Raw genomic sequence first — 4,070 nt, 5'->3', positions numbered from 1 at the left:
AACAAGGGTAAATTTAATATTGCCGTTATCCCATGCTAAGCCTGATGTTCGAGCCGCCGTGGCTCAGCTGGCAGAGCGGGTGACTTGTAATCACCAGGTCCCGGGTTCAAATCCCGGCGGCGGCTTGGGAAACTTAGTTTCAGAGTCCAAATTTTTTCTTTTTCCTCCTCCAGATAAATGGAATTGCAGAAATTTCTGTTAGCAAAGGTACCAAAGATAAAACAACGGTTTAACTTCCAGATTTGTTAGTAAAAATTCTATAGTGGTTCGTTTTTATGTTTTCTTCCGAAAAACTTAATACTTAATCATTAATTCTATGAATATCCACATGTCTAACGAAATTTCCGAATTAGAGGAATGGTATGGAGCTAAAATTAAAAGAACAGGTTTCGGATACTGCATCAAACTCAAATTTGGAACCATCAACATCTATACTGATTCTGCAAAAGAGTTAGAAAAGAGAATAATTGAAAACATCCCACGCAAGACTGAACAAGTTACAACGAAAAAAGCCATTCCCTTCGAGGAATTCTGGAAACTGCTTCTGAAGAAGCTTGAGACTCCCACACTTATCAGAAACTGGACAGTCTATTCGGGATACATAGGTGAGGACTTTATAGCCAGAAAATATTCCGATTCTATGATTGAATGTCTTATCCACAATGGTGGTCCGCAGTATGTTCCTAAAAAGGATTTTAAGCTCGTTTATGAAGTATGGGATGACTATAAGAGCTTTAAAGTAAAAAGAGCGGATTTAAGCCAGCACAGTAGATTCACGAAGTATGTGATTAGCATAATTCATCAGTTCGAAGAATTGAGATACGAGGGGGATGAAGATGCTGAGCAAGGATGAATTTGTTAGATGGGTTGAAGCATCCCATGATTTGTTTGAAATATTTGAAGGTAGATATGATGCTTACCCTTTGGCCAGAAAATGGATTGGCGAGTGGTTTCTAAATGGAGAATTCACTGTTAAAGATCCTGAAAAGCAGAGAATTGCCAATCTTATAAGCAATATCAATTTCGATGTCTTTAACATTAAAGACTTGAGTTTACAGGAGAAGATGAAGACACAACTACTTCTGCTGCTGGAAAAAATAAGTGAAAGACGGAGTAATGTAGGTTTTGCTGTTTCATTCTTCTTTTTCACATGGAACCTCCAGAGATTCAGGCATTATTTTAGTAGAAAAACTAATTTCTCACTGTTAGATTATTTCGAAAATGTTGGAAATGAGATTGGAAAGCTAAAAAAGCAATTTAAATTTTTCAAGAATAGGGACATGCTTTCCGATAATATATATGATGAGAAAATTATGGAAACTTACAGTAAAGTAAACGAGATACTAAAAGCAGCTGGAACGGGAAACAACGAGCCAATAGGAACAATTAAGCTTCTTCATATATTCTGTCCTTACTATTTCCCTCTCCTTGATAATTCTATTGCTGAGCAAATGGGGTTGAAGAAAAAAAGAGTTTCAGTTGATGCTGAATTATACATAAAATGGATGTGGAAGCTCAAGAACTGGCTTGGAAATTATAAAGAGGTTGTCAAAGAACTTGAAAACAAGTATGAGTGTAGTATTCTTAAGTTAATTGATGAGGGATTTTACATAATGTGTTCTGTAAACTTGCATATTAGAGTAAGTAAACTGGGGTTATGATTTGTCTTATTTTTTATCCTTGGTGTGGTTTTGGTTTTTTTACCTATGTGCCATACTATGTGTAACAATATTTTCAAAGTAGTACCTACTGAAAGTGTCAAGAACAGCAACAAAAAATAAATAAACTAAATATAAAGATGCAACCCACACTAAGGCAATTGGTAGACTACGTTAAGGCTACAAAAGTCTTTCGAAGAAATAAGAAAAATGTGGAATTAAAGGTATTAGCTCTACTATACTTCTTTGGTCTTTCTCTTAGGAAGACAAGCTATTTCCTTCGAAGAAATAAGTCACGAATCAGAATTTACTACCACAGACTCAAGAAAGTCTTAAAGCAACCAAAAAAATAAGGAAAGAAGGTTAATAGCAACAGACGAAACAAAGCTAAAACTGGAAGAGAAATTAGTCTTCGTATGGGCTGCAATAGATTGATACGAAGAAATGTCTTGCTGTATGGGCCTCTGAAGGAAGAGGAAGCTTTGAAGCTTACGTTTTCTTGAAAGAAGTCCTAAAGTACTGTGAAAACAAGCCGGAAATAGTTGACAGGGGATTCTGGTATCCATGCTTTACAAAGACTCGGTAAAGTACAGACACGAAACCTTTGGTAAGAGAAATGCCGTTGAGGGATTCTTCTTTAAGCTTAAGGAAAGGACGAAGAGGTTTTGGAACAGATTCCCATACAGAAGTTCTTTTGATTCTGTTCAGAGTTGGTTAGAGAGTTTTATGGCATTCTACAACTACTGGAGGTGTTTATCTTGACGCCCTCGTCAGAAAGAGAAAAATGTATCAGTAATCGTATAGAAAGATATATAACGGTAGAAATATATATAGCTCTATATGATGGAATACGTTCTAGCAAACCTAACGACAATTCTGACAATTTTGACTTTGATATGTTCTTTTTTGGCTTGGAGAGTGGCTAAAATGACAAAAAGAGAAGAGTATATAACAACATTAGCAGCTCACCTACAACCTTATCTATTATTAAGAAAATATATAAAAAGAGAAATAAACACAACAAAAATGAAATACAGTACGATAGTAGAAATAATGACATGGATTTTAGAAGAAGAAGACGAGATAAAGAATAAAAAGAGTAAAAAAATAAAATATAAAATAGATAGGTTTTTTGGAGGAAATTTAAAGGGGGAGAGTGCGATTAGACTTAAGAGTAAGAGTGAAACCAAAACCACCAGAACACGTTGTAAAGGGAATAAAAAAGAAATTAGCAGAAATAATGGAAGTGAGGTGGAGTAAAAATTGGAACAACGAATATTGGATAGGAGTTAGCTATGATAAGATAAAGGTTGACAGGCCAGATATAACAGCATATGAAATAATAGGGAAATGGGCATTAATGTTAGACGCCATCGAAACGATAATTAAAGAATATGAAAGTGGCACTGATAACCTTGCTAAGTTGGGAGAAAATAATTTTTATTTGACTAACTCAAGCTATCGACGTGTCCAAATAAGCATCAAACAACATCAAACAATATAAATAATTGTAACGATATCAACCATCTTTATGGTGACAGTGGATATAGCAGAAAACGACCTTATTGAGTTATTGAAAGAATTCGACATCTTCGAAAGGAACAGAATATCGTTGAAAATCAAACTCACGGCAATCTCTTTGGAGAGTTTTTCTCTCAGCTTTTCTCTCAACATCAAAAACTGGAATATCGCACTTTACCATTTAAATTGAAAAGCTCCTCTCTTGTTATTCTAAGAATTTCGGCTTTTCCCTGAGATATCTTCTCTCTCTTAAAAGCTCAAGAACTGCTGCTTCTTTTGATTTCTTTTTTATTTCTGCGTCTTCTAAATTATTACTCAGAAACATCTTCAGGAAACTCTAGATCAAGCACAAACTTCTTTGGCATTGCTATCTCCTTTTTCAGTTGCTATTCTTGACACTCTCAAGGCGAGAAAGTGCGATTTTAAATCGATAAAGTACCTCACAGGATTGTAAAAGTCTCCTGCAAACAAACGATGAATAAGTAAATTTCTTATTTTTATATTCATCCGGGATCAATCACAATATCTACATAAAGTAGTTCCGTGAAAAGTAATAAATCTGTACAGCAGTTCAATCAACGGTTCAATCAACACAGAACCTTCGAAAGTGACAGTTCCTGCAGAAAGTTCTGTCCCCTTCCGGTATATCGAAACTGGTTATGTGCTCTGCAAGAGCCTCAAAATACCTCAAACTCTGCCTTATCAGAAACTCTGACCTTTCAAGCCTCAAAAACCTCCCGTTCCCGGAAAGGAGAATTCCGTTGTCCTTCCCCTCCATCAGCATGTAGAGGTTGAGCTGAGCCATATTCGGTACCAAAAAAGCAGAGCTGAGTCTGGTTTTTACCTCTATTACCTCGTTATCGGACACAAAGTCAGCCCTCCCCACGAGAG

The 4,070-nt window shown here is 35.9% G+C and carries 6 protein-coding genes, 1 tRNA gene and 1 pseudogene; 7 read left to right on the top strand and 1 reads right to left on the bottom strand.

Translation table 11 applies throughout. The features are described 5' to 3' along the window. The first annotated feature begins 52 nt into the window (after positions 1-52). From MV676_RS05720 to MV676_RS05690, 7 genes and pseudogenes are all read left to right on the top strand, one after another. Positions 53-125, top strand: a tRNA-Thr gene (locus tag MV676_RS05720). Positions 126-328: 203 nt separating this feature from the next. Continuing rightward, positions 329-853 (top strand): hypothetical protein, encoded by a 525-nt coding sequence (locus MV676_RS05715; RefSeq protein ID WP_297445767.1) that lies wholly within the window; start codon positions 329-331, stop codon positions 851-853. Then, the gene (locus tag MV676_RS05710) at positions 837-1,661 is read left to right on the top strand and encodes a hypothetical protein (RefSeq protein ID WP_297445766.1); all 825 of its coding nucleotides are present in this window, start codon (positions 837-839) and stop codon (positions 1,659-1,661) included. The genes MV676_RS05715 and MV676_RS05710 overlap by 17 nt, the downstream gene beginning before the upstream one ends. A 137-nt stretch (positions 1,662-1,798) precedes the next feature. Next, positions 1,799-2,420: pseudogene (locus MV676_RS05705) on the top strand (DDE-type integrase/transposase/recombinase). Between the two features lie 156 nt (positions 2,421-2,576). Then, a complete protein-coding gene (locus MV676_RS05700) occupies positions 2,577-2,918 on the top strand; it encodes a hypothetical protein (RefSeq protein ID WP_297445765.1) in 342 nt (113 codons plus the stop codon). Beyond that, positions 2,899-3,162, top strand: coding sequence for a hypothetical protein (locus MV676_RS05695; RefSeq protein WP_297445764.1), 264 nt, complete (start codon positions 2,899-2,901; stop codon positions 3,160-3,162). The genes MV676_RS05700 and MV676_RS05695 overlap by 20 nt, the downstream gene beginning before the upstream one ends. Positions 3,163-3,198: 36 nt before the next feature. Further along, entirely contained in the window at positions 3,199-3,369 is a 171-nt protein-coding gene (locus MV676_RS05690; protein WP_297445763.1) for a hypothetical protein, read from the top strand. Positions 3,370-3,762: 393 nt separating this feature from the next. Here the strand turns inward: MV676_RS05690 and MV676_RS05685 are convergent. Then, a partial coding sequence (locus MV676_RS05685) for a hypothetical protein (RefSeq protein WP_297445762.1) occupies positions 3,763-4,070 on the bottom strand: 308 nt, incomplete at its 5' end.

The organism is Desulfurobacterium sp. (assembly GCF_027028515.1).
In the GTDB taxonomy this organism is placed as follows: Bacteria; Aquificota; Aquificia; order Desulfurobacteriales; family Desulfurobacteriaceae; genus Desulfurobacterium_A.
This window is presented reverse-complemented; position numbering and strand designations above follow the sequence as displayed.

Excerpts from the sequence above, each read along its gene's own strand:
- MV676_RS05715 (WP_297445767.1), top strand. The coding sequence starts at position 329 with ATGTCTAACGAAATTTCCGAATTAGAGGAATGGTATGGAGCTAAAATT.
- MV676_RS05710 (WP_297445766.1), top strand. The coding sequence starts at position 837 with ATGCTGAGCAAGGATGAATTTGTTAGATGGGTTGAAGCATCCCATGAT.
- MV676_RS05695 (WP_297445764.1), top strand. The coding sequence starts at position 2,899 with ATGGAAGTGAGGTGGAGTAAAAATTGGAACAACGAATATTGGATAGGA.